The 23,558-nt window shown below is 69.9% G+C and carries 19 protein-coding genes, 1 pseudogene and 1 riboswitch; of the genes and pseudogenes, 14 read left to right on the top strand and 6 right to left on the bottom strand.

The window, feature by feature from the left end; all coding sequences use genetic code 11:
* The 10 genes from V7E05_RS04975 to V7E05_RS04930 all read left to right on the top strand — a co-directional run.
* Positions 1-1,757 (top strand): ExeM/NucH family extracellular endonuclease (locus tag V7E05_RS04975; protein WP_333618567.1); only part of this gene is annotated, 1,757 nt, incomplete at its 5' end.
* Between the two features lie 555 nt (positions 1,758-2,312).
* Positions 2,313-4,871: an ATP-dependent chaperone ClpB gene (gene clpB / locus V7E05_RS04970; protein WP_333618566.1), complete on the top strand. Its 2,559-nt coding sequence runs from the start codon at positions 2,313-2,315 to the stop codon at positions 4,869-4,871.
* Positions 4,872-5,147: 276 nt separating this feature from the next.
* Entirely contained in the window at positions 5,148-5,999 is an 852-nt protein-coding gene (locus V7E05_RS04965; RefSeq protein WP_333618565.1) for a sulfurtransferase, read from the top strand.
* 161 nt (positions 6,000-6,160) lie between these two features.
* Positions 6,161-9,541, top strand: a complete 3,381-nt coding sequence (locus V7E05_RS04960; RefSeq protein ID WP_333618564.1) for a hypothetical protein — start codon at positions 6,161-6,163, stop codon at positions 9,539-9,541.
* A 90-nt stretch (positions 9,542-9,631) separates the two neighbouring features.
* Positions 9,632-10,192 carry an orotate phosphoribosyltransferase gene (gene pyrE / locus V7E05_RS04955; protein ID WP_333618563.1) on the top strand — a complete coding sequence of 187 codons (561 nt, stop codon included), beginning with the start codon at positions 9,632-9,634 and terminating at the stop codon, positions 10,190-10,192.
* 4 nt (positions 10,193-10,196) lie between these two features.
* On the top strand, positions 10,197-11,021 hold the full coding sequence (locus tag V7E05_RS04950) for a lysoplasmalogenase family protein (RefSeq protein WP_333618562.1): 825 nt from the start codon (positions 10,197-10,199) through the stop codon (positions 11,019-11,021).
* Between the two features lie 21 nt (positions 11,022-11,042).
* A complete protein-coding gene (locus tag V7E05_RS04945) occupies positions 11,043-11,891 on the top strand; it encodes an SDR family oxidoreductase (protein WP_333618561.1) in 849 nt (282 codons plus the stop codon).
* 122 nt (positions 11,892-12,013) lie between these two features.
* On the top strand, positions 12,014-12,709 hold the full coding sequence (locus tag V7E05_RS04940) for a TrmH family RNA methyltransferase (RefSeq protein WP_333618560.1): 696 nt from the start codon (positions 12,014-12,016) through the stop codon (positions 12,707-12,709).
* 242 nt (positions 12,710-12,951) lie between these two features.
* Positions 12,952-13,016: riboswitch (guanidine-III (ykkC-III) riboswitch) on the top strand.
* Positions 13,017-13,029: 13 nt separating this feature from the next.
* A complete protein-coding gene (locus V7E05_RS04935; protein ID WP_333618559.1) occupies positions 13,030-13,344 on the top strand; it encodes a DMT family transporter in 315 nt (104 codons plus the stop codon).
* A gap of 1 nt (position 13,345) precedes the next feature.
* Positions 13,346-13,747, top strand: coding sequence for a DMT family transporter (locus V7E05_RS04930; RefSeq protein WP_333618558.1), 402 nt, complete (start codon positions 13,346-13,348; stop codon positions 13,745-13,747).
* Here the strand turns inward: V7E05_RS04930 and V7E05_RS04925 are convergent.
* On the bottom strand, positions 13,644-14,678 hold the full coding sequence (locus V7E05_RS04925; protein ID WP_333618557.1) for an esterase/lipase family protein: 1,035 nt from the start codon (positions 14,676-14,678) through the stop codon (positions 13,644-13,646). The genes V7E05_RS04930 and V7E05_RS04925 overlap by 104 nt on opposite strands.
* Positions 14,679-14,865: 187 nt before the next feature.
* Between V7E05_RS04925 and V7E05_RS04920 the strand changes: the two genes are divergently transcribed.
* A complete protein-coding gene (locus tag V7E05_RS04920) occupies positions 14,866-15,267 on the top strand; it encodes a DUF6157 family protein (protein WP_333618556.1) in 402 nt (133 codons plus the stop codon).
* 433 nt (positions 15,268-15,700) lie between these two features.
* On the top strand, positions 15,701-17,296 hold the full coding sequence (locus V7E05_RS04915) for a DEAD/DEAH box helicase (protein ID WP_333618555.1): 1,596 nt from the start codon (positions 15,701-15,703) through the stop codon (positions 17,294-17,296).
* 90 nt (positions 17,297-17,386) lie between these two features.
* Here V7E05_RS04915 and V7E05_RS04910 read toward each other — a convergent pair whose 3' ends face one another.
* Positions 17,387-18,031 carry a DedA family protein gene (locus V7E05_RS04910; RefSeq protein ID WP_333618578.1) on the bottom strand — a complete coding sequence of 215 codons (645 nt, stop codon included), beginning with the start codon at positions 18,029-18,031 and terminating at the stop codon, positions 17,387-17,389.
* A 229-nt stretch (positions 18,032-18,260) separates the two neighbouring features.
* Positions 18,261-19,703, bottom strand: coding sequence for an MFS transporter (locus V7E05_RS04905; RefSeq protein WP_333618554.1), 1,443 nt, complete (start codon positions 19,701-19,703; stop codon positions 18,261-18,263).
* Between the two features lie 137 nt (positions 19,704-19,840).
* On the opposite strand from V7E05_RS04905, the gene fbaA reads away from it, so the two are divergent.
* Positions 19,841-20,881 carry a class II fructose-bisphosphate aldolase gene (gene fbaA, locus V7E05_RS04900; protein ID WP_333618553.1) on the top strand — a complete coding sequence of 347 codons (1,041 nt, stop codon included), beginning with the start codon at positions 19,841-19,843 and terminating at the stop codon, positions 20,879-20,881.
* A 99-nt stretch (positions 20,882-20,980) separates the two neighbouring features.
* Here fbaA and soxR read toward each other — a convergent pair whose 3' ends face one another.
* Together soxR and V7E05_RS04890 are read right to left on the bottom strand one after the other, a co-directional pair.
* The gene (gene soxR / locus V7E05_RS04895) at positions 20,981-21,427 is read right to left on the bottom strand and encodes a redox-sensitive transcriptional activator SoxR (RefSeq protein WP_333618552.1); all 447 of its coding nucleotides are present in this window, start codon (positions 21,425-21,427) and stop codon (positions 20,981-20,983) included.
* A gap of 341 nt (positions 21,428-21,768) precedes the next feature.
* Complete coding sequence (locus tag V7E05_RS04890) at positions 21,769-22,161, bottom strand: winged helix-turn-helix transcriptional regulator (protein WP_442891606.1); 393 nt, start codon at positions 22,159-22,161, stop codon at positions 21,769-21,771.
* A 209-nt stretch (positions 22,162-22,370) separates the two neighbouring features.
* On the opposite strand from V7E05_RS04890, the gene V7E05_RS04885 reads away from it, so the two are divergent.
* Positions 22,371-23,027 carry an NAD(P)-dependent oxidoreductase gene (locus tag V7E05_RS04885; RefSeq protein ID WP_333618550.1) on the top strand — a complete coding sequence of 219 codons (657 nt, stop codon included), beginning with the start codon at positions 22,371-22,373 and terminating at the stop codon, positions 23,025-23,027.
* Positions 23,028-23,121: 94 nt separating this feature from the next.
* On the opposite strand, the pseudogene V7E05_RS04880 reads toward V7E05_RS04885, so the two are convergent.
* Positions 23,122-23,558: pseudogene (locus V7E05_RS04880) on the bottom strand (ABC transporter substrate-binding protein); the annotation flags it as partial.

Below are 23,558 nucleotides of genomic sequence, written 5' to 3'. Positions count from 1 at the left end.
GGAAGACCGTGACCATCCAGGGCATCGTGACCGGCACGTTCCAGCAGGCCGGCAGCCTCGACGGCTACTACATCCAGGACGCGGGCGACGACGACGCCGCGACCTCGGACGGCATGTTCGTCTACGCCCGCGGCGGCGATGCCCGCGCGGTCGGCGACACGGTCCGCGTACAGGGCAAGGTCTCCGAGTACTACGGCAACACGCAGGTCACGCAGTCCTCCGTCGAGGTGTGCGGCACCGGCGCCGAGCTCCCCGCCCCGGCGACCGTCGGGCTCCCGCTGGACCCCGCGAAGACCGAGGCCCTCGAGAACATGCGGGTCCAGCTCGCTTCGGGCGTGATCAACGAGGCGTACGACTACGACCGCTACGGCGAGCTCGTCCTCGGCTCGAAGCGCCACGAGCAGCCGACCAACCGCTACGCACCGGGCAGCGACGAGGCCAAGGCGCTCGCGGCGGAGAACGCGGCCGACTCGATCACCCTCGACGACGGCCTCGGCATCCAGAACCCCAACCCGCTGCGCGGCCCGAATGGCGAGGACTACTCGGCGCAGAACCGGTTCCGCATCGGCGACACGGTCAAGGACGCCACGGGCGTGCTCAACTACTCGCACGACGCCTGGCGCATCCAGCCCACCGCGGGCGCGACCGTCGAGAACACGAACCCGCGCACCGACGCCCCGAAGGTGCCGGGCTCGATCACGGTCGCGTCGGCGAACGTGCTCAACTACTTCACGACCCTCACCACCGAAGACAAGAACGCGCGCGGCGCGAACTCCCCGGAGGAGTTCGCGCGGCAGAAGACCAAGATCGTCGACGAGCTCGCGTCAATCCACGCCGACGTCTTCGGCCTGATGGAGATCGAGAATAACGACGGTCACGCGCTCGACGACCTGGTCGCCGGCCTCAACGCCAAGCTCGGCAGCGAAGAATACAAGGCCATCGAGACCGGCACGGTCGGCACCGACGCGATCACCACCGCGATGATCTACAAGCCCGCGAAGGTCGATCTCGTCGGCGATCACAAGATCCTCGACAGCTTGGTCGACCCGGATTTCGACACCAACCGCCACCGCCCGGCCATCGCCCAGGTGTTCAAGGACAAGGCCACCGGCGAGGACTTCACCGTCGCCGTCAACCACCTCAAGTCGAAGGGCTCCGACTGCGGCGCCGGCGACCCCGAGGATCCCAACGGACAGGGCAACTGCAACGCGACGCGCGTCAAGGGCGCGAAGGCACTCACCAAGTGGCTGACCAGCGACCCGGAGCTCAGCGGCTCGGGGCGTGAGCTGATCATCGGCGACCTCAACTCGTACGCGAAGGAAGACCCGATCGCCGCGATCGAGGAGGCCGGATTCACCAACATGGTCGAGAAATTCAACGGCCCGTCGGCGTACTCCTACGTGTTCGACGGCCAGACCGGCTACCTCGACCACGCGCTCGCCAGCGAGAAGCTCGCGGGCGAGATCGAGGGAGTCTCGGACTGGCACAACAACTCCGACGAGCCCGACGCCAACGACTACAACCTCGACTACGGCCGCGATCCGGCGTACTTCGAGGACAACGCCTACCGCGCCTCCGACCACGATCCGGTGGTCATCGGGTTCACTCCCGGGGGCAATGGCAACCCGGGGAACCCCGGTGAGCCGGGCGACGGCGACGATTCCACCGGCAGCCTCTCCGGCATCTCGTCCTCGATCGGCGGCTTCTTCCGCGGCGTCGTCGGCAGCGTCTCGGGTCTGCTCGGCAGGAACGGCTGACTCGCTCGACTCTTGCCCCTGACGGCGGACCGCGCCTTCAGCCAGACCCGCGCCTTCGCGCGGTAGCCCCGCCCCGGAGTTAGACGTGTTCCGTCGAATGCCGGGGCGGTCGCAATTTCGCAGCCAGGGCGCCAATCGGGCGGCGCCCGTGCCTGGCCCCGGCGCTCGCCGCCATCGCCCCGGCGCCTTCGCCCTGCGGGCATCGCCCCGGCGACCTCGCCCTGCGGGCATCGCCCCGGCGACCTCGCCCCGCCACCAGCGCCTCGCGGCCATCGCCCCGCCAACAGCGGAGTTTCACACCTTTCGCCCCGAATCACACCCGGTGGGCCCGGAATTAGAGGCGTGATCCGGGGCAAAAGGTGTGAAACGCGAGAAAGGGCGCGCGGAACGCGAGAAAGGGGCGCGGGCGGCGCGGACCTGCGCCGTCATCCGCAAAAGTCCCAGACTTGAGCGGAATAGACGCAAGCTCAGTCGTGTTGTACGGGGTGGCGCGAACGAAACTTGCGCCCACGGAACTTAAGTACACTCGTGTTAGCGAAGCGAAAGGGCAGTTAGATGGCAGAATTCAACCCCACCACGAAGGCGCAGGCGGCGATATCGTCGGCTGTGCAGACCGCCTCGGCCGCCGGCAATCCGGACGTGCGGCCCGGGCACATTCTCCAGGCGCTCCTCGAGCAGGAGGGCGGCATCGCGGTGCCGCTCCTCGAGGCGATCGGCTCCCCGGTCGACGTGATCCGCACGCGGGTCAATGAACTCGTCGCCGGTTACCCCTCCGCCCAGGGCTCGGGCATGGCGACTCCCGCGTTCAACCGCGATGCGCTCTCCGCGCTCAAGTATGCGCAGGACCTCGCCGCCGAGATGGGCGACGCCTACACGTCGACCGAGCATCTCCTCGCCGGCGTCGCGGCGGGCTCGCCGTCAGGCGATGCCGCGAAGATCCTCGACGAGCTCGGCGCCACCGCCGAGGCGATCCGCGACGGATTCACCTCCGTGCGCGGTAATACCCGGATCACCACCGACAACCCCGAGGACCAGTACCAGGCCCTCGAGAAGTACTCGACGGACCTCACCGCGCTGGCCCGCGAGGGCAAGATCGACCCCGTTATCGGTCGCGACCAGGAGATCCGCAGGGTCGTGCAGGTCCTCAGCCGCCGCACGAAGAACAACCCGGTGCTCATCGGCGAGCCAGGCGTAGGCAAGACGGCGATCGTCGAGGGCCTCGCCCGGCGGATCATCGCCGGGGACGTGCCGCAATCGCTGCAGGGCAAGAAGCTCATCTCGCTAGACCTCGGCGCGATGGTCGCGGGTGCGAAGTACCGCGGTGAGTTTGAGGAGCGGCTCAAGGCGGTGCTCGACGAGATCAAGTCCTCGGACGGCGAGATCATCACCTTTATCGACGAGATCCACACGATCGTCGGCGCCGGCGCCACGGGCGATTCCGCGATGGATGCCGGGAACATGATCAAGCCGATGCTCGCCCGCGGCGAGCTCCGGCTCGTCGGCGCCACCACGCTCGAGGAATACCGCAAGTACATCGAGACCGACGCCGCTCTGGAGCGCCGCTTCCAGCAGGTCAGGGTCGGCGAGCCGTCGGTGGAGGACACCATCGGGATCCTTCGCGGCCTCAAGGAGCGCTACGAGGTGCACCACGGCGTCCGGATCACGGACTCCGCTCTGGTCGCCGCGGCCTCGCTGTCCGATCGGTACATCACCTCGCGGTTCCTCCCCGATAAGGCCATCGACCTCGTCGACGAGGCCGCCTCGCACCTCAAGATGGAGATCGACTCCCGCCCGGAGGAGATCGACGATGTCGAGCGCGTCGTGCGCAGGCTCGAGATCGAGGAGATGGCGCTCGCCAAGGAGACCGACGCGGCGTCGAAGGACCGGCTCGAGCACCTCCGCGGCGAGCTCGCCGACGCGAAGGAGCGCCTCCAGGTGCTCACCACGCGCTGGCAGAACGAGAAGAACGCGATCTCCGACGTTCAGCGGGTCAAGGAGGAACTCGATCAGCTGCGCACGGAGTCCGAGCGCGCCGAGCGCGAAGGCGATTTCGGCAAGGTCGCCGAGCTGCGCTACGGCCGCATCCCCGAGCTCGAGAAGGAGCTCGAGGAGGTCACCGAGGCGAGCGGCGCCTCCGAGGATTCGTCGATGCTCAAGGAGGAGGTCGGCCCCGAGGACGTCGCGGAGGTCGTCTCGGCGTGGACCGGCGTGCCCGTAGGCAAGATGCTCGAGGGCGAATCGGCGAAGCTCCTCCGCATGGAGGCAGAGCTCAGTGCCCGCGTCGTGGGGCAGGACGAGGCGGTCAAGGCCGTCTCCGACGCGGTCCGCCGCGCCCGCGCCGGGGTCGCCGATCCCAACCGTCCGACCGGCTCGTTCCTGTTCCTCGGCCCGACGGGTGTGGGCAAGACAGAGCTCGCCAAGGCGCTCGCCGGCTTCCTCTTCGACGACGAGCGCGCCATGGTGCGCATCGACATGTCGGAGTACGGCGAGAAGCACTCTGTGGCGCGGCTCGTCGGAGCACCTCCCGGGTACGTCGGCTACGAGGCTGGCGGCCAGCTCACTGAGGCAGTGCGGCGACGCCCGTACACGATCGTGCTGCTCGACGAGGTGGAGAAGGCACACCCGGACGTGTTCGACGTGCTCCTGCAGGTCCTCGACGAGGGACGGCTCACCGACGGACAGGGCCGCACAGTGGACTTCCGCAACACGATCCTCATCCTCACGTCGAACCTCGGCGCGGGCGGGACGCGGGAGCAGATGCTCGATGCCGTCAAGGCGAACTTCAAGCCGGAGTTCGTCAACCGACTGGATGACGTCGTGGTGTTCGACTCGCTCAGCCGGGAGCAGCTCGCGTCGATCGTCGATATCCAGATCGACGAGCTCGCTAAGCGTCTCTCGGCCCGCAGGCTCGAGCTCGACGTCGACGACGAGGCGCGGCAGTGGCTCGCCAGCCGCGGCTACGACCCGGCGTACGGGGCGCGGCCGCTTCGCCGGCTCGTGCAGCAGGCGATCGGGGACCAGCTCGCGCGCAAGCTCCTCGCCGGGGAGATCCACGACGGGGACACCGTGCACGTGGGTCTCAGCGAGGACGAGGAACATCTCGTCCTGAGCTGATCGCGGGGGTTCCAGGAAACCGGACGCCCGCCGTCATAGACGGGTGGAGAAACCCGCTACGGGCCTACCTCGAGCGAGCCACCGGTTTCGAGCGGAACCGCAGCGAAGCCGCCACAAAAGCAGAGCCGGCCGCGCCTCTCGAAAGAGAGCGCGGCCGGCTTTTCGCATCGCTGCCGGGGCCGCGCGAAGTGCCTATCCTGGATGGCGTGTGCAGGGCCGCGCCGACATCGCGGAAGTTGCACGAAAAACCGCTGCTGGAGCAGCCGAAAGGGAAGCATGCTGATCAAGGCGGAAGATCTCGCGTCGATCATCCACTCGGGCACCGCGCCCGTACCCAAGGTGCTCGATGTCCGCTGGCACCTCGGGATGGTCAACGCGCGGAAGAACTACGACGACGGCCACATCCCGCTGTCGGTGTTCGTCGACCTCGACCGCGATCTCTCCGGGCGCCCCGCGATGGTCGGCGCCCGCCACCCGCTGCCCGAGCCCGAGGTGTGGGCGGAGACCCTTCGTTCATGGGGATTGGACAACGATTCCCATGTGGTGGTCTACGACGAATCCGGCGGGACGGTCGCCGCGCGCGCCTGGTGGATGCTCCGGTGGGCCGGGCTGCGCAGCGTCCGCATACTCGACGGCGGGTGGCAGGAGTGGACGCGCCTCCACCTTCCGGTCGCCGTGGGCCCGGGAAATCCGGTGTGGCCGGGGACGTTCCAGTTCGTCGGGCCGTCGATGCCCGTGGTCGACGCAGACGGTGTCGCCGGCTGTTCGGGCGATGGGAAGTCGTTGCTCGATGCCCGCGTGCAGGGGCGCTACACCGGTAAGGAAGGCGCGCAGATCGACCGCCGGTTGGGGCACATCCCGGGCGCGAAGAACATGCCGGCGCTCGATCTCGTCTCCGACGACTGGACGCTGCGACCGCCGGAGGAGATCCGATCCGTGCTCGCCGCCCGCGGGGTGCAGAGCCCCGAGGATGCCGCGAACACTGCTGCGTACTGCGGCTCGGGGGTCAACGCCTCGTTCCTCGTATTCGCCATGGAGTACGCGGGTCTGCCCGGGGCGTCGCTGTACCCGGGCTCGTTCTCGGAATGGGGCGCGGACCTGAGCCGGCCCGTCGAAGCAGGGGCGTAGGGACGGCGGAGCGGCGGACGCGTGAGTGTTTGCCGCGTGGGCGTCTGTTGCGGGGCGTAGCGCCGGCGGCAGGCGTCCAACCGGCGCCGCAGCCGCGAAAAGGGGACGACGCACCGGGCGAGTCGAACGTCGCGCGGTTCGACCTCGTTAGCCTGTGAAGAATGGTAGTCCTCTGGTTCGTCCTGGCACTCGTCCTCCTGCTCGCCGCGATCTTCCTCCTCCGGCTCGACAAGCAAACGAAGGATCGCGACCTCGGCACCCCGCCCGAGGGAGCGGAGGGTGCCGTCGCTGTGGGGCCCGCCGATTCGTCGGGCGCGGTGCCCGGCGGATCGACCGCACACCCCGACGCTGCCGACTGTGTCGCCGTGCCCGACCCCGACTCGACCCACGCCCCGCTCGCGGGCGGCCCAGGCGGGGGCGGGCCCGTGCTCGGACCCGACGGACAGCCCATGACGCCGGTCGCCGCCGACGAGCAGGGCGTCCGCGTCCCGCCGTTCGCGAAGACTCTCGAGGACAAGGACGCCGGACGCCGGCTTCCCGAGGCCGCCGAACCGTCCGGCCGGGCACAGTCCCAGCCGGCGGTCCAGGAGCCTGCTCAGTCGGAGGCCCAGGGCGTGAGCCCGAACCCGGCCCAGCCGGCTTCCCCTGCCGCTGCCCGGTCTATGGCTCCGAACGCTCCCGAGGGCAACACGCCAGCCCAGGCTCCTGCGGCGGCGTCTGCGCAGGCACCGGCCGCGAATGCCGATGCGCCGTCCACCGCAGAGCAGAAAGCAGGCCGGCCGCCGATCCGCCCCGTCAGCGCGGCGAGCCGCCGGGAGTCCCACGAACAGACCGACGCCCACGAACAGACCGACGCCCACGAGCAGCGCGGCTCCCAGGAGCAGCACGATTCCTACGAGCAGCGCGAGGCGCAGGGCGCGCAGCTCCGGCAGGCCGGACAGGAGCCGCAGCAACAGGGCCCGGCCTACCCGGAGAATCGGCCGCACAGCGCGGAGCTCGGCGACGGCGAACGCCCGGCCGTCAGCGACGAGGCGCTCCCGGCCACCGACACGCACCCGGTCGACGAGCACACCCACTCCGAAGGCGAGAAGCCGGCGAAGCGTCGCGGCCTGGGCAAGCTCATCGCCGGCCTCGGCTCCCGCGCCAAGGGCGGTACGGCGGCGACCACCGCAGCCGGCACCGGAGTCGTGGGAGCTGCGGCCATCGGGCTCGGCGCGCGCCGCGGCCGGGGCGACGAGGCCCACGCCGGCGAGGCGGAGGGGGTGTCCGCTCCGCAGGACGCTGCCCCGGGTGGGCAGGAGCAGGGGGCGGCGGACGACGTCATCCCCGGATCCGAGCTCGCCGACGCGCAGGAGCGGTGGCTTGCCGCGCGCGCGTTCGTCGAGATCCCCGCGGAGCAGGGGAGCCCCGTCGGCGCCGAGCCGGTGGACGGGCTCGACGGCGAGAACCGCACGTTCGCCGGCACGTTCCGTGGCAGCGACGTGCTCGTCTCGTTCGCGGGCCCGCGCACCGTCTTCTCGGTGTCCCGCAGCGGGCTTTCGACCACGACATTCTCCATCGACAGGACGCGCACCGACGATTCCGCGGGCGCCTCCGACGCTCCCGTCGACGAGCAAATGGTGCTTCGCTCCGACGACGAGTCCGCCGACGCACTTCTCGGGGATCCGCGCGTCGTGACGGCGCTCCGCGGTGCCCCCACTGGCTTCCGGCACTGCGATGTGACGGCCAAATGGGGCCACGTCTCCGTTTCCGAGGAAGCCATCGACCAGTACGACGCGAGCATCGTCACGCTCCACGGGCTCGTCTCGGCCGCCGCTTCGCTGCCCTCGCAGTCGGGCGGCCCACTCGACCTAGCCGCCACCGATCCCGGGAACGCCGGTGTCGGCCGCGACGCCGCTGCCGGCGAGCAGAAGCCGCCCCGCGTCGTCGACGACGAGGAGTTCGAGACAGATGTAGAGGATCTCGGCGACGACTTCGAGCCGCTCGAGATCGACGAGACCACTGCGACCTTCGAGCCGCGCGGCCAGGGGCGCCCCGGCCACCTACGCCTCGTGCGCGACGGTCGGTCTTCGGGCGGAGACGATGCGGGTTCCACCTCGGCCTCGAGCGGCGCCGCCCCCGCGATCTCCGGAACCCCGGTGCCCACGGAGTCTGCGGAAGGCTCGACCGGACCGTTCGCCGGTGCGGCCGCCGCAGCGGGGGCCGCGGCGCTCGTCGGCGGTGCAGCCGCCGGCGGGACTGGCAAGTCGGGCAAGCCCGCCAAGGCGGGCGGAGACGGGTTCGATGACGCCGAGGATCGCGGCAGTTCGGAGTCGGCATCGCCTGACGCCGCCGCAACTGCTCGCGGCGCCAGCACGACCGGCAGCGAATCCGGGAATGCTGCCGACAAGGTTCCCGGCACGGGCATGAGCGCGAGCTCAGGTACCGGTGCAGAATCCGTCGACTATGCCTCTCGAGAGCCGGCTGCTCCTGCCGAGCCCGACCGCTTCGAGGCCGTGATGCGTGCGGATTCGGCCTCGATTCCCGCCGACCGCGGCGACGTCGCTGCCGATTTCCTTCCGCAGCGCTCTCCCGTGCCGCGCCCGTCGCGCGGCGCCGGAGCCTCTTACGGCGACGGCCAGTCGATGCCTGCGCTGGCCGAGCCCGAGCTCGGGGGGAATGGCGGAGAGAAGCGCACCTTCAAGCCTCTCGGTGCCACCGACGACTCCGCCGAGGAATCGAGCGAGGCCATTGGCAACGAAATGCGCCGCTTCGAGAGCGCGCGCGTGAATACGGCTTCGCCGGAGGACGAAACCGCGAACGCGGCATCGGTCGAGCCCGAGGAATCGGGCTCCGCGACCGTGTCGGCCGACGCTACGGGGGCCGACGCTACGGCGGCCGCCGCAAGCGCCGCCGCCCCTGCGGCGAAGTCCACGGTTGGCAGCAAGCCTGCGGCCGAGAAAACCGCGGGTGGCAAGCCCGCCGCCGGCAAGCCCGCCTCCGAAAAGACAGCCTCCGGCAATCCTGCCTCCAGCAAGCCCGAGGCCGACACGGGCGATGCTGACAAGCCTGCCGCGGCTTCCGGGACGAAGTCCGAATCCGCGACGAGCCCTGCCCCGGCCTCCCGGGATGCGCAGGAGCCCGCCAGCGGAGGCCGCCGACGCGCGAGGGCCGATCGCCCCTCGTTCCTGACGACGCACCCCGCCGACCCCAACGGCGGCGGCCGCCACCGCAGGGCCGACGATCAGGAAGCCGCCGGGGAGACCGAGAACACCGCGGGCAACACTCCGGGCAACGCCTCGGGTAAAACCCTGGGCAACACCTCAACCAAGGATCCGGGCAGCGCTGCCGATCCCGCCACGGGCGGCGCCCCGAAGCGCGGGACCTCGAGCCCTGCCGGCGGAGCGATGGACCCCGATTTCGTCGAGACCACGCGCATCCGACTTCCCGGCTCGCAGCGACCGGGTGCCGGCCCCGGCGCCACCGGCCCCGCCGCTGTCAACAAGGACGCCGACAGCAAGGACGCCGACGGTCAGGACGCCGGCAAAGACGAGAAGAAGTAGGCCCGTGAGGCCCAGCTAGTCTGGACCCGCACGAGCACGACACCAGCACGGACACGACCCGAGCACCATCCGCATGAAGGGACCCACGAAGTGAACGCGCCGACGACCGACCCCGCCCGCCGCTCCCGCCTCGCCGAGCTCGTCGCCGAACTCGCGGTGGTCCACGGAAAGGTCACGCTGTCCTCGGGGCGCGAGGCCGACTACTACGTGGACCTGCGGAGGGCGACGCTCCACCACGAGGCGTCGCCGCTCATCGGCTCGCTTCTCCGGGAGCTCACGGCGGACTGGGATTTCGATGCGGTGGGCGGGCTCACGCTCGGCGCGGATCCCGTGGCGACCGCCGTCATGCATGCGGAGGGGCGACCCATCGATGCGTTCGTCGTCCGCAAGGAGGCGAAGAAGCACGGCATGCAGCGGCGCGTCGAGGGGCCGGACATCGTCGGCAAGCGCGTGCTCGTCGTCGAGGACACGACCACTACGGGGAATTCGCCGCTCACCGCCGTCGAAGCACTTCGCGAGGCGGGCGCTGAAGTCGTCGGAGTGGCGACCGTGGTGGACCGTGAGACGGGCGCCGACGACGTGATCGGCGGCGCCGGGCTCGAGTACCGTTCGCTCCTCGGCCTCGCCGATCTCGGACTCGAAGACAAGTAGCGCAATGGCTTTCGCTGAGCTCACGGCCGATCTCGCGGCCGATCTGACGGCCGCCGCGCGGAAGACGGTCGACGGCCTCGCCCGCGGACCCCGGCAGTGGGCCGCGGGCACGTTCCTCGCGGCGACGGCGGCCACCGAGCTCGCCGCAGGGTTTCGCCTCCCGGCGCTCGAGCGGATCGCGAAACCGCTCATCATCCCGGCGCTCACCGCCCACGCCCTCCGCGATCCGCAGCGCTGGGCGTTGGCAGACCGAACCCTCTTCGCAGCAATGGGTGGGCTCCACGCTCTGGGTGACGTCGTGCTCCTCGGCGATGGGGAGGCCACGGATGCCGCGCGCCTCACCCCCGGCGCCCTCGCCTTCGGTGGCGGCCACCTCGCCGGTCTCGCGCTCTACGCGCGTAGAGGGATCGGTTTCCGTCCGCTGCAGAGCATCGCCGCGGGGGCCGTGGGCGTGGCGGTGTGCGGAGTGCTCGCCGCGGGCGAGGGACGCGCGCTGCGTCCCAGCGCCCATCACCTTGTGCAGGGCGCTTACGCGGCGCTGCTCGTCGAGTTCATGGTGCGCGGAGCCGCGACCTACCAACCGGGCGATCCTGCGCCCGGCGCCGACTCGGCCGCCGACACGCGCTCGGCCGCCGGCGCGCAGCTCGCCCTGGGCGCTGCGGCGTGGCTCGCGTCCGACGCACTCATCGCCGTTCGGCTCGACCGGCCGCGCGGCTCCATCGCCAAGCGACTCCTCGGTGTCGCGGTCATGGATACCTATGCCACCGGGCAGTTGTTCACGTACTCCGGGATCGCGGCGCTTTGCGCGCACCGGCCTTCGTCGTCATAGCCAGTGGGTAGGATTTTGCCCATGAGCAGCACGGACAAGACGACCTCGACTGCCACCTCCCTCGCCCGCCGCCTCGGCTACCGCGGTCGGCGCACGCCCTCGGCGGGGCAGCGTGCGGTGCTGGTCACGGGTTCGGGGCGCGGCATTGGTCGCGCGATCGCCGAGCTCTTCGCCGCGGAGGGCTGGAAGGTCGGCGTGTACGACATCTCCGCAGAGGCCGTGGACTGGGCCGATGGGGCGGAGTACGTGACCGGGATCCTCGACGTCACGGATCCGGAGGCGTGGAAGTCCGCGCTCGCGGGCTTCCTCGCGGAGACGGGCGGGCGGCTCGACGTGTTGGTCAACAATGCGGGCCTCCTCTACGGCGGCGCGTTCGTAGACAGCTCGGCGGGGCGCGATTCCGCGATCGTCGACGTCAACGTCAAGGGCGTGCTCTTCGGCGCGCGGGCGGCGTTCGAGGCGCTGCGCGCCACCGACGGTTCGGCGATGGTCAACCTATGCTCGGCGGCCTCGATCTACGGCACCCCGGAGATGGCCACGTATTCGGCGACGAAGTTCGCGGTCCGCGGGATCACCGAGGCTCTCGACCAGGAGTGGGCGGGCGAGGACATCGTCGTTCGAGACATCCTGCCGTTCTACGTGCGGACGGCATTGCTCGAAGGCGTCACTACCGCGGGCACGAGCCGCCAGGGGATCAACCTCACCGCGGAGCAGGTCGCGCACCGCGTCCTCGACGCCGCGCTCGACACCAATCCGCTCGCGCCCGTCCACTACCCGGTCGGTACGAAGACCACGCTGCTCTACAACGGCGCCCACTTCGCACCGGGGCGGGTTTCGCGCGCCCTCAATTCGCTACTTGTAGGGCTATGACGGCGAACGTCCCGAATCCCCGGCCTTCCGCGGGGCGCGGCGGGACTGGAGAGCGAGGCATTGGTCCTGTGGCCGGGAGCGGGTCCGGTTCTGCGGAGCTGGGCGGTGATTGGGAGCATGGCATGGCCGCGGAGGCGGGCGGTGCTGCAGAATCCGGCACGGCCGCGGAACCCGGGCCGACGGAGTGGGGCGAGGGCCGGGTCGGGGTGGGCCCGTGGGCCGAAGAACATCCGGGCGAGCCGACGCCTTCCGATGAGCGCTTCGATCCCGAGCTCCTCGCCGGCGGGGACCGTCGCAACGTGGTCGACCACTATCGCTACTGGACGCGCGAGGCGATAGTCGCGGACCTCGACCTGCAGCGACACCCGTTCCATGTGGCGATCGAGAATTTCGAACACGACGCGAATATCGGCACCGTGGTGCGCACCGCCAACGCGTTCCTCGCCGCCGAGGTCCATATCGTCGGCAGGCGCCGCTGGAACCGTCGCGGCGCGATGGTCACGGACCGCTACCAGCACGTTCGCCACCACGCGAGCGTCTCGGAGCTCGTGGATTGGGCGCGCGGCGAGGGTCTCGCGGTGGTCGCCGTCGACAACGTCCCCGGCTCGGTGCCGCTGGAAACAGTGTCGTTGCCCAGGGAATGCGTGTTCTTGTTCGGTCAGGAAGGCCCGGGCGTGAGCCAGGACGCGCGGGCGCACGCCGAACTCACGGTGTCCATTACGCAGTTCGGGTCGACACGGTCGATCAACGCGGGGGTTGCCGCGGGAATCGTGATGCACTCCTGGATCCGCGAGCACGCGGGGATCGGCGAGGCGTAGCGCCCGGCCGCCGGCCTCGGGGCACCCCGCCCGGCCGGCTTTCGAGGTTCCCACGAAGTTGTGCGAGTACCCACGAGGTTAGGAGTTCGTGGGTACGTGCGGAACTTCGTGGGTACTTCACAGAGCTCTGTGCGAACGTGCGGAACTTCGTGGGTACATACGGAACCTCGTGGTTATCCCCGCTGGCCGAGCAAACACCGCACCCCGTTTGCCGCCGACCACAACCGTTGTTAGGTTGAAATTCGGAGCCCGAACCTGCGGCTCGCGGACGAGGGAGCAGTACCCGCCAAGCGACAAGACTGCCGCAGGGAGTTGCCGCTATGGCATGGTTCGTTCTCGTCTTATCCGGAATGCTCGAGGCTGTCTGGGCCGCCGCTTTGTCCGCATCGGAGGGGTTCAAGCGCCTCCGCCCTACGCTCATTTTCGTCGTCGCACTCGCCGCGAGCATGGGCGGCCTGGCCTGGGCGATGTCCTCGCTGCCGGTCGGAATCGCCTACGCGGTGTGGGTGGGAATCGGCGCCACGCTCACCGTCCTGTGGGGCTTCGCCACGAGGCAGGAATCGCTGACCCTCGCGCGCATCCTGCTGCTTGTCCTCCTCGTCGGCTCGGTCTTCGGTCTCAAGGCGGTGAGCTGACATGCCCTGGTTGATCCTCATCGCCTCCGGCGTCCTCGAAGCCGTCTGGGCGACGGCCCTCGGCGCCTCGGACGGCGCTTCGAAGCCGCTCCCCGTGCTCGTCTTCGCCGTCGCGCTGGGCGCCTCGATGGCAGGCCTCGCGCTCTCCCTCCGCCGTATCCCGCTCGGCACCGCCTACGCCGTGTGGGTGGGAATCGGCGCGAGTCTCACGGTCGTCTACGCCATGATCACAGGGGAGGAGAGCTTCTCGTGGCCCAAGTCACTTTTCCTCTCCGGGATCGTGGTCGCCGTCATCGGCCTCAAGCTCGCGCCCGAACCGGCGGAACGGGGCCGATCGCGCCGTGCAGCGGAATCGTCGACACACACCGCGTCTCGACCCGATGCGCCGGATCGAGAGCGCTGAGCACGTAATCCGCCGTGCGCGGCGACGACGGCACCGAGGAATGATCCGAGAGATCGTTCTCACACCCGTCTTGAATCACATGGTTGGTGACGGCGTACCCCGGCTCCTCCGGTGCCGGCCGCTGTCCCGAGGTGTACGGAACGATTGCCTCGTCGTACCTGGTGGAGATATTCGTGTACTCGACTCCCTTGGCGTACGGGGTGCCCTCCACGCCTTCGAGCCCGCGGAGGTACTCGGAGCCCGTGATCATCTGCGGCATTGAGGCGATCGGGGTGCCCGCGAGCAGATCCCGGACCCGCTGAGCAGAGTTCCCGTCGAGGGAGCCGAAGAGGAGGTCCCCGAAGGTGCCGTCCCATGGCCCGGCGATGGAGACGAGCTTCGCCACGGTGCGGGGACGGGTCCGCTTGGCCACATCGCCCGCGACGATCACGCCCTGCGAGTGTCCGACGAGGTCGACCTCCTCGGCGCCCGTCGACTCGCGGACTCGGTCGACGAAATCGGCGACCTCAGGAACGGAGACATCGGGGATCGACTGCACTCCGCCCACGGCCGACAGCGGCCACGATGCGTCGCGGAGGTTTCCGTAGGTGAGCGTGTAGACGCAGTAACCCTGGTTGTGCAGCAGGGGGCCGAGCGTCGCCCAGTTGTCGGTGCCGCCGCCGAATGTCCCGTGCACGAGGACGACGGGCTCCGGATGATCGGCAGGTGGGCGGCAGTTCCAGTCGTTGGCGCCGGCAAGCGGGGCCTCGGGCTGGGTGATCTCCTTGACGGCGCCGGAGAGGAATGTATAGGGAACGGGGAGCTGCTCGGGCTCGGCGACATCGGCGATGGCCGGGCCGGCACCGAGCGTCGCGAGCGCGGCGGCGGCCACTGCGCCCGCCGCGAGCGGGAATCGGCGCATGGGAGACGTGGACTGTGTTATCTGGATCACCTTTGCGACATTAGGGTCCGCCCGGTCCGCGCGACGGAAAATGTGAGAGCAACTCCCCAAGAGGGCGCCTCGGGACCGGGAGAAATGTCGTAGACCCGCGCTAACGTTTCGTATTGTCGGGATGGCGAGAGCGCGAACGGCGCGCGTAAGGAAGCCTTGTGATTCCGGGAACGGGTCTGGAGGGGCCATGCACATCACCGATTACGTCAACACTGTCATCTTGCCGTCCGTGGATACTCGCGCAGAATCGGCGGCGGCGCCGCCCGCGGGTCGGCGCACCGTCGCCGAGCTCCAGTACGAGCGGCTCGAGGGGCGGCCCTACGAGTGGACGAGCGACGAGTTGTTGTTCGATGTCCACTGCGAGCGGAAGGGGATCGCGGAGGCCGAGCGCGCGGTCGAGCGCGAGCGCTTTTTCTCCAAGGGGCAGCCGTGCCTGCGAACATCTCCGCTGGCGAAGACCTACGGCTGGGGCTTCCATTTCGATGCCGATGGGCGCGTGGCGCTCGTCCCGATGGGTTCGGAGGATCTCGAGTCGCTCGCCGGCCGGGAGGGGGTCGCCGTGGAGCGAGCCATGCGTTCCTCAAGGTAGTCGCGGCCTCCGGCGTCATGGAGGAAGTGCAGCGCGACCCGGCGTGTCGGGGCGCTGGCTGCTCGGAGCGCAGGGGTCTGGTTGCACGGCGCGCGAGGGCACTGGCTGCCCGGCGAGCAGGGGCGCCGGCGGGGGAGCGGGCGACGGCTCGGTTGGGGGAATCGCGCGGCCGGGGCGTAGCCTGGACTCACAGGCCGCACGTCTTGCTGCAGGCCAGCGGCCGTCCGGGCCACGGCGAAACAATCGATCGCCCTCGGAACCCACCGGCCGCGCGTTATGCGCCGACCACACGGCCGCTGCCGGAGCACGAACGGAAGTTCGCCTCCCGCGCCGGTTCCCGGGCCAATTCCCGGGTGGCTTTCCCGAGCGGAGCCCCAGGTCGCGCGCCCAAGCGCCGCGCAAGGTGCCCATCTCTCTTCCTTACGGAGTTTTCTTGTCTTCCACTTTCGCCGATCTCGGCGTGCCCTCTGCTCTCGTGCGCGTTCTTGACGCCGACGGGATCACCACCCCAACCCCCATCCAGTCCGCGACTCTTCCCGATGCGCTCGCCGGGCGCGACGTGCTCGGCCGCGGCCGCACGGGATCGGGCAAGACCTACGCGTTCTCTATCCCGCTCGTCGCGCGCCTCGCCGCTGGCTCGAAGGGCCGCGCCCGGAAGGGTGCGCCCCGCGGCCTCGTGCTCGCCCCGACCCGCGAGCTCGCCCGCCAGATCGACGAGACACTCGCCCCGCTCGCGGAGGCCGCGGGCCTGCGCACCACCGTGATCTTCGGTGGCGTCCCGCAGGGTCGCCAGGTCACCGCGCTCGGCAAGGGCGTCGACATCGTCGTCGCCTGCCCGGGCCGGCTCGAGGACCTCATGGGCCAGAAGCACATCTCGCTCGCCGACGTCGAGGTGTCCGTGCTCGACGAGGCCGACCACATGGCCGACCTCGGCTTCCTTCCGGGCGTCAAGCGGATCCTCGGGGCGACCCCCGCAGGCACCCAGCGCCTCCTCTTCTCGGCGACCCTCGATCGCGGCGTCGACGCTCTCGTCCAGCGCTTCCTCTCCGATCCGGTGACCCACTCGGTCGACGACGGCTCGGCGACCCCCGGCGCCACCGATCACCACGTAATCCGCGTCGATACCGGGGACCGCGTCCGCGTGATCTCCGACCTCGCATCCTCCAGCCCGCGCACCGTCGTGTTCACGCGCACCAAGCGCGGGGCGCGCCAGCTCGCACGCAAGCTCACAGATTTTGGCACCGAGAGCGTGGACCTGCACGGCAACCTGTCGCAGAACGCGCGCGTGCGTAATCTCGAGGCATTCTCCTCGGGCACGGCGCCGGTGCTCGTGGCCACGGACATCGCGGCACGCGGCATCCACGTCGACGACGTGGGCCTCGTGATCCACTCGGACCCGCCCGCCGAGCACAAGGCGTACGTCCACCGCTCGGGCCGCACCGCGCGCGCCGGCTCGGTCGGCACCGTGGTCACCATCGCCACCGACGGCCAGGTTCGCGAGGTTCGCTCGCTGCTCCGCGCCGCAGGCGTCGAGGCCGCTGAGCAGAGCGTGAGCACCGGCAAGACCGTCGACCTCGCGAACAGCGTGGCCGGGCGCGTGCTCCACGAAGGCGAGTCCGAGGCCCCGGCGCAGGGTGCGGGCGGCGGCCGGAACGGCGGCAACGGCGGCCGTGGTCGAGGCGGACGTGGCGGCCAGAACCAGGGCGGAAACCGTGGCGGCCAGGGCCAGGGCGGTAGCCGTGGTGGCCGGAACCGTAACGCGCAGGAGCGGGACGGCCAGAACGGTGACGCCGGACGCCGCGGCAACCGCGCGGGCAACGAGCAGCGCCGGCAGGACGATCGTCAGCAGGGCGGCCGTCAGGGCAACCGCCAGCAGGGCGCCGGCCGTGGCGGTCGGCAGAACGACGAACGTCAGTCCGGTCGCTCGCGCCAGGGCGGCGACTCCCGTCCCCCGCGCGGCGGTGCCACCGGTGCACGTCGCCGCGCTTCGCGGCCGCAGGGCAGCGCCGACGCCCACGGCGCCCGCTAGCCCATAGCGAGCTCAGAGCGCAGATAGAAAGCGGCGCCCGCGGGGAAATTCGCGGGCGCCGCCGTCATAGGTGGGGTGGGGGAGAAGCAGCTACTCCTCGTGCTCGACCGGGTGCTCCTGGATCGGCTCGCCCTTGCGGCGCCGCGCCATGAGCTTCGTGGCGGCGGTGATCATCATGGGGATCACGGAGACCAGGACGATGAGGATGAGGATCAGGTCGATGTGGTCGCGGATGAACGCGATGTTGCCGAGCAGCCAGCCCAGCAGGGTCACGCCCGCAGCCCAGAGCACTGCGCCCACGGCGTTGTACAAGACGAACACCTTGTAGCGCATGCCCGACATGCCCGCGACCAGCGGCGCGTAGGTGCGCACGATGGGCACGAAGCGGCAGATGATCACGGTGATCGGGCCGTGCTTCTCGAAGAACTCGTGGGACTCGCGGATGTACGCCTGTTTGAAGATGCGACCGTCGGGCCTGTTGCGCAGGGGCTTTTCGAACTTGTGGCCGATCCAGTAGCCGGCCTGGTCGCCGAGGAACGCCGCGATCGGCGCGAGCACGAGCACGAGCCACAGCGGCGCGAAGGGATCCGCCTGCTTGGTGAGCAGGCCTGCGGTGAACAGCAGGGAGTCGCCGGGCAGGAACGGGAACAGCAGTCCCGATTCGATGAAGACGACCAGGAGCAGCACCGGCAGGATGGCGCTGCCGAACGGGCCGCTGCCGGAGAGCCAGTACATCGGGTCGAGGATCTGGCCGCCCGGGATGGCGAGGTTGCGGACGTCGCCGCCGAAGGCGAGCACGGATTCGCGAATTGAGTCGAGGAGCACGCGAGCAACTCTAGAGCGCGGCCAGCCGGTCCCCAAGCAGGAACGGGGCCTTACAGGCAACTCACAGCGGAAATCGGGGTAAACCCCGATCCGGCACGTCGGGAAACGGCGATCGGGGAACTCGGTGAGCGTCGACCGGTCATCCCGCGGGTTCGACGGCTTTGGGCTCTTTGGTCTTCGCGGGCGTGCGGAGATCGCGCACCGCGACGGCGAAGGCCGCCGCGGCGAACGCGATGGACACGATCCACACCGCGCGCAGTGAGGTGCCAGGCGCCCCGCCGTCGGCGACCGTGCGCGTGTAGATGAGGAGCAGAGTGGCGGCGCCGATCGCGTTTCCGCAGCGCTGCGCGGTCTGCACGGCGGCGCCGGCCGCGCCGCCCATGCGCGGCGGGACGTGCGAGAGGGTCATCGTCATGTTCGGGCCGACCACGGCGCCGGCGCCGAGCCCGGCGATCGCCATCGTGATGACCTGCACCGGGATCGACCACGCCGTCCCCTCGGCGAGCGGGATCCCGATCGCGGCGAGCGCAAGCCCGAACATGAGCAGCCCGAGCGCGTACAGCGTGGTCGCGCGGCCGAGCCGGGCGACAAGGCGACCGGCGATGGGCGCGGCGATCGCGGAGGCGGCCGCGAACGGGGTGATGAAGAGGCCGGCGCGGACCGCGGAGTATCCGAGTCCGGTCTGGAGGTAGATCGAATACACGAGGAGCACCCCGGTATATCCACAGAAGTAGAGGAGGCCGATCGTCATGCCGGTGGCGTAGCCCGGCGTCACACGGAGAAGCGGGATGTTGAGCAGCGGTTCGCGGCCACGGGTGATGAGCCGGCGCTCCCAGATCGCCCAGGCGACGGCGAGCACCGGAGCCGCCGCGATGATCGCGAACTGCCACGTGAAGCCCTGCTCGACGCTGGAGATCGGGTAGAGGATCGTGAGGACGGTGAGGCCGAGGAGGACCGCGCCGACGATGTCGATGTCGGGGCGGCGGGACTCCGCGGAGCCGCCGGGGATGTAGCGGCGGATGAAGAACAGGAGCATGGCGCCGATGGGCACGTTGACGAGGAAGATGAGCCGCCAGCCGTTGGTCTCGCCCGCCGCGCCGATGAGCACCCCTCCGAGGACCGGGCCGATCGAGCTCGAGACGCCGACCACGGCGCCCATGTAGCCGAAGGCGCGCCCTCGCTCGGCGCCGGTGAAGTTGCTCTGGATGAGCCCGGTGTTCTGCGGGACCATGAGCCCTGCGCTCGCGCCCTGGACGAAGCGTGCGGCGATGAGCACGGCCATCGTCGGTGCCAACCCGCACGCGAGGGAGGAAATCGTGAATCCGGCGACGCCGATGGTCATGAGCCGGCGGCGGCCCAGAGCGTCGCCGAGGCGCCCGCCCGTGACGAGGAGCAGGCCGAACGCGAGGGCGTATCCGGAGATGATCCATTGCAACTGGGCGGCCCCGGTGTCGAAAGCGTCGCGGATCGAGGGCAGAGCGATATTGACGATCGTGACGTCGAGGAGGCTCATGAACGTGACGCACATCGAGACGCGGAGGATGGTCCAACGGTCTGCGTGTCCTCGTTGTGCTTCAGCCATATAACCAGGCTATGCAAAAACGGGGGAGAGAGGTAGCCGCCCCGCCTCGCGCCACGTCGCAAGCCGACCGCCTACCCTGGACCCAGGAGCGCGCTCCGGCGCGCATAGAGAACAGGACATGTTGGAGGTTTAACCCGATGCCCATCGCCACCCCCGCCCAGTACCGCGAGATGCTCGACCGCGCCAAGAAGGAGGGCTTCGCCTTCCCGGCCATCAACTGTACGTCGTCGGAGACGATCAACGCGGCGCTGCGCGGCTTCGCCGAGGCCGGTTCCGACGGGATCATCCAGTTCTCGACCGGCGGCTCCGAGTTCGGTTCGGGCCAGTCGGTCAAGGACATGGTCACCGGCGCGACGGCCCTCGCCGAGTTCGCGCACGTCGTCGCGGAGAAGTACGACATCACGGTCGCGCTCCACACCGACCACTGCCCGAAGGACAAGCTCGACGGCTTCGTCCGCCCGCTCATCGACATCTCGGCCGAGCGCGTGAAGAACGGCCAGAACCCGCTGTTCCAGTCGCACATGTGGGACGGCTCCGCGGTGCCGATCGACGAGAACCTCGAGATCGCCAAGGAGCTGCTTGCGAAGGCGGCGGCCGCGAACATCATCCTCGAGGTCGAGATCGGCGTGGTCGGCGGCGAGGAGGACGGCGTCGAGAACGAGATCAACGAGAAGCTCTTCACCTCCGCCGAGGACTTCGAGAAGACTCTCGACGCACTGGGCGCCTCGAACGACGGCGACCGCTACATGCTCGCCGCGACCTTTGGCAACGTCCACGGCGTGTACAAGCCGGGCAACGTCAAGCTTCGCCCCGAGGTCCTCAAGGTCGGCCAGGAGGTCGCGCGGAAGAAGCTCGGCGCCGGTGCCGACGAGTACCCCTTCGACTTCGTCTTCCACGGCGGTTCGGGCTCGCTGAAGAGCGAGATCGAGGAGTCTCTGAGCTATGGCGTCATCAAGATGAACGTCGACACCGACACCCAGTACGCCTTCACCCGCCCCATCGCTGGCCACATGCTCGGCAACTACGACGGCGTCCTCAAGATCGACGGCGAGGTCGGCAACAAGAAGGTCTACGATCCCCGCTCGTACCTCAAGAAGGCCGAGGTTTCCATGGCCGAGCGCGTCGTCGAGGCGTGCAACGACCTCAAGAGCTCGGGACGTTCCATCTCGGCGAAGTAGGTTTCGTCCCCGGCCCACCACCGGGTATGACGGCGGAGGGCTCGCACGCACAGCGCGTGCGGGCCCTCGTCATTTCTCTGCCCGGTTTTTGCGCGGCGGCTAGTCGTGGAGGAGGCGGCGCGGGCCCGCGCCCTCCGCCGCCAGTTCGTCGCGCGGGTTGACCATCGTGCAGACGTCGAATGACAGGCAGCCGCAGCCGATGCAGCCGTTGAGACGGTCCTTCATCCGCCGCAGCATCGCGATGCGCTCGTCGATCTCGGTGTTCCATTCCGCGGCGGCCGAGTGCCACATCGCGGGGCTCGGCGCCTCGGTGTCGCCGAGGCCGCGGAGCATCGTGGCGACCTTGTCGAGGGGGATGCCGACCTCGCCGGCGGCGAGGATAAAGGCGACGCGGCGCAGCATCGCGCGGTGGTAGCGGCGCTGGTTGCCGCTGGTCCGGCGGCTCATGATGAGCCCTTTGTCTTCGTAGAAGCGGAGCGCCGAGGTCCGGACGCCGGCGCGTTTCGCGAGCTCGCCGATCGTGATCTCGAAGCGCTGCTCTGCCATGGGCGCCACCCTACGCCTGGAGTTCACGTGAACTTGAGGTCCGGGGGTGGCGCGCGGCGCCGTTCACGGGCGCCGGGGGCGTCCTGGGCGGCGAGTATTCGAGGTTCCCACGAAGTTGTGCGAGTACCCACGAGATTAGGAGCTCGTGGGTACGTGCGGAACTTCGTGGGTACTCCGCAGAAGCTCGTGGGTATACGTGCGGAACTTCGTTGGTACTCGCCGGCCGGGGGCCGGGGTGGGGCGGCCGACGGGTGGCCGGACGGCAGGGGTGCCCGCGCCGGGGGCCGGGGTGAACGGCCGGCGGCGGGGCGGGAGGGCTGAGGAAATGCGGAGGTGCGCCGTCAGGAAAGGGAAGCAGCATAGTCGTAGCGGGACTGGGCCTCCGCCACGGCACCCATGTGCTCGACCGCCCACGAGGTGAGCACCTGCAGGGGCCCGGTAAGGCTGCGGCCCGTCGCCGTGAGCGCGTACTCCACGCGCGGCGGGATCTCCGGGTGGACGGTGCGCGAGACGAGCCCGTCGCGCTCGAGCGCCCGGAGGGTCTGCGTGAGCATCTTCTGCGAGACGCCGTCGACCGCCGCGCGGAGCTCTGAGAAGCGGAGCGGGCCGCCCTCGAGCGAGGTGATCACGAGGACGCTCCACTTGTCGCCGATCCTGTCGAGGAGGCGGCGCGACGGGCAGTCCCGCGTAAACGGGTCCCAGCCCGACGTGCCGTCGAAGGTCCGCTGATCCATGATCTGCCTCACAATCCGTGCCGCGCCCGGCGGGAGTACCTTGATGGTCACCTCGCGGTGCCCTGGTTTCCGCGAAGTGCTCTCTTTCCAATGGGTACTCGGTTACCTATGGTGACTATAGGCCCTCCGGGGGCGGCGGGACAACGCCGCGAGACCGGCCGGGCGGGCAGACCACACAGCACCACAACACAGAATTCGAGGAACACACCATGGCAAAGGCAAAGATCGTCGTCATCGGGGGAACGGGCTACGCGGGCGGCAACATCGCGGCGGAGGCAGCGCGGCGCGGTCACGAGGTCGTGTCCGTGAGCCGCTCGGTCCCGGAGAACGGCGCGGAGGGCGTGCGCTACGTCTCCGCCGACCTGCTCGACGCGGGCGCGGTCGCCGCGGCGATCGACGCCGCGAACCCCGACGTGATCTTCTCGGCCGCCGCCCCGCGCGGGCCGCTCGCCGGGAAGACCCGCGGGGTCCTCGCGCAGCTCGCCGACCTCGCCGAAGAGCGCGGCGCGCGCTTTGGCGTGCTCGGCGGCGCGGGCTCGCTGTTCACCGCCGAGGGCGGCCCGCGGCTCATCGACACCCCGGACTTCCCCGCGGCGTTCAAGGACGAGGCTGCCGAGATGACCGACGTGCTCGATGACCTCCGCGCCCGCGACGGCCAGCTCGACTGGTTCTACCTGAGCCCCGCGGCGAACTTCGGCTCCTTCAACCCCGGCGAGGCGCGCGGCACCTACCGGACCGGCGGCGACGTGCTCGTCGCGGACGCCGAGGGCACCTCGGACATCTCCGGCGCCGACCTCGGCCTCGCCGTCGTCGACGAGATCGAGACCCCGGCGCACCGCGGCGAGCGGTTCACGGTCGCGTACTAGGACGTACTGGGCACCGCCGCCAGGCGGCAACTACAAGTACATATGACGGCGCCGGCCGGGTCCACAACCCGGCCGGCGCTCGCGTGCACACCACCTATCCGGCGAAATACGGCTGCAGGTCCTTGGTGTACCGGTCGTCCACGAAATCGGACACCTGGAACGGCTTGATGATCCCGGCCGAGGAGAACGCGTCGGCGAGCTTCTGCTCGGAGTCCTGCAGGGCGTCGGCGGCCGCGGGCTTGCGGTCCGAGCGGCGGCTCTGCGAGAGCTTCGCCGCCTCGAGCGGGACGTCGACGATCTGCGAGTATTGTGTCGCCCACTCGTCCGTGTTCGCCGCGGCCCAGTTCGAGGCCTTGGCGATGCGGGTCACTAGGTCGGCGAGCGCAGTGTTCTTCTTCGCGTCCGCGAGCGCGTCGAGCGAGGCGAGGCCGAACTCGCCGCCGTTGGACACCTGGTCGGCGCTGGCGAGGGTGCGCACGGGGCTCGAGGTCTCGGCGGTCGCCGTGTACGGGTCCCAGATGGCCCAGGCGT

The organism is Dietzia sp. (genome assembly GCF_036741115.1).
Taxonomy (GTDB): domain Bacteria; phylum Actinomycetota; class Actinomycetes; order Mycobacteriales; family Mycobacteriaceae; genus Dietzia.
The sequence above is the reverse complement of the archived record's forward strand: the minus strand, read 5'-3'. Positions and strand labels throughout refer to the sequence as shown.

Bases quoted from the DNA above. Each gene is read 5' to 3' on its own strand.
- clpB (WP_333618566.1), top strand. From the start codon at position 2,313: ATGGCAGAATTCAACCCCACCACGAAGGCGCAGGCGGCGATATCGTCG.
- V7E05_RS04965 (WP_333618565.1), top strand. From the start codon at position 5,148: ATGCTGATCAAGGCGGAAGATCTCGCGTCGATCATCCACTCGGGCACC.
- V7E05_RS04960 (WP_333618564.1), top strand. From the start codon at position 6,161: ATGGTAGTCCTCTGGTTCGTCCTGGCACTCGTCCTCCTGCTCGCCGCG.
- V7E05_RS04950 (WP_333618562.1), top strand. From the start codon at position 10,197: ATGGCTTTCGCTGAGCTCACGGCCGATCTCGCGGCCGATCTGACGGCC.
- V7E05_RS04945 (WP_333618561.1), top strand. From the start codon at position 11,043: ATGAGCAGCACGGACAAGACGACCTCGACTGCCACCTCCCTCGCCCGC.
- V7E05_RS04940 (WP_333618560.1), top strand. From the start codon at position 12,014: ATGGCCGCGGAGGCGGGCGGTGCTGCAGAATCCGGCACGGCCGCGGAA.
- V7E05_RS04935 (WP_333618559.1), top strand. From the start codon at position 13,030: ATGGCATGGTTCGTTCTCGTCTTATCCGGAATGCTCGAGGCTGTCTGG.
- V7E05_RS04930 (WP_333618558.1), top strand. From the start codon at position 13,346: ATGCCCTGGTTGATCCTCATCGCCTCCGGCGTCCTCGAAGCCGTCTGG.
- V7E05_RS04920 (WP_333618556.1), top strand. From the start codon at position 14,866: ATGCACATCACCGATTACGTCAACACTGTCATCTTGCCGTCCGTGGAT.
- V7E05_RS04910 (WP_333618578.1), bottom strand. From the start codon at position 18,031: ATGTACTGGCTCTCCGGCAGCGGCCCGTTCGGCAGCGCCATCCTGCCG.
- V7E05_RS04905 (WP_333618554.1), bottom strand. From the start codon at position 19,703: ATGGCTGAAGCACAACGAGGACACGCAGACCGTTGGACCATCCTCCGC.
- fbaA (WP_333618553.1), top strand. From the start codon at position 19,841: ATGCCCATCGCCACCCCCGCCCAGTACCGCGAGATGCTCGACCGCGCC.
- soxR (WP_333618552.1), bottom strand. From the start codon at position 21,427: ATGGCAGAGCAGCGCTTCGAGATCACGATCGGCGAGCTCGCGAAACGC.
- V7E05_RS04890 (WP_442891606.1), bottom strand. From the start codon at position 22,161: ATGGATCAGCGGACCTTCGACGGCACGTCGGGCTGGGACCCGTTTACG.
- V7E05_RS04885 (WP_333618550.1), top strand. From the start codon at position 22,371: ATGGCAAAGGCAAAGATCGTCGTCATCGGGGGAACGGGCTACGCGGGC.